The organism is Rathayibacter tanaceti (assembly GCF_001634385.1).
GTDB classification, from domain to species: domain Bacteria; phylum Actinomycetota; class Actinomycetes; order Actinomycetales; family Microbacteriaceae; genus Rathayibacter; species Rathayibacter tanaceti.
This window is the reverse complement of the sequence record NZ_LIIN01000307.1, coordinates 1-575: the sequence shown is the minus strand read 5'-3', so window position 1 is coordinate 575 and position 575 is coordinate 1. Positions and strand designations below refer to the sequence as shown.

The following is a 575-nucleotide window of genomic DNA, read 5'->3' as shown; positions in this document are numbered from 1 at the left end:
CCGCGCCTTCCTGCCGCCGCTCCCTCGCCGACGCCGCCACGCTCGCTCTCGAGGCGGCTGCCCGCTCCGCGCCCCTCGAGCCCGGCGAGCGTGCGGCCACCGAGATGCTCGAGGATCTCGACCACCTCGTCGTCCTCTCGTTCGCCGCCCGGAGCCGCGCCGAGGTGTTCGGAGTCCTCGACGGCGAGTCCGGCCCGGTCCATTCCGGCGACACTGACGACGTGATGACCGCACCCGGTGCGGGGGATCCTCCCGGCTCCCGCTTCGCACCCGGGATGCTCCCCGTGCACACCCTGCTCGCCACGGCTTTCGCGCGCGCCGACCACGGCTGGGCCGACGGCCGTGATCCCCTCCTCCTGACCCTCGAGGCCGCGCGCCGCACCGCGACCCCGTGGGCGCTGTGCGTCGACGAGCGGCAGGGCGTCTCGACGACTCTGCTCGCCGATCCGGAATGGCCTCTCAGCGATCCCGGTGCCGCACGCGACGCCGGCGGCCGCCTCGTGCCGCTCGCAACGCTGGGCACGGCCCTGGCCTCCGGCTCCCTCCCGCCCGTCGTGCTCGTCGAGCCCCGCTCG

At 75.8% G+C, this 575-nt stretch carries 1 protein-coding gene; it reads left to right on the top strand.

The features are described from left to right. Window positions 1-104: 104 nt before the first annotated feature. On the top strand, window positions 105-575 hold a 471-nt coding region (locus ACH61_RS17755), incomplete at its 3' end, for a hypothetical protein (RefSeq protein WP_236713739.1).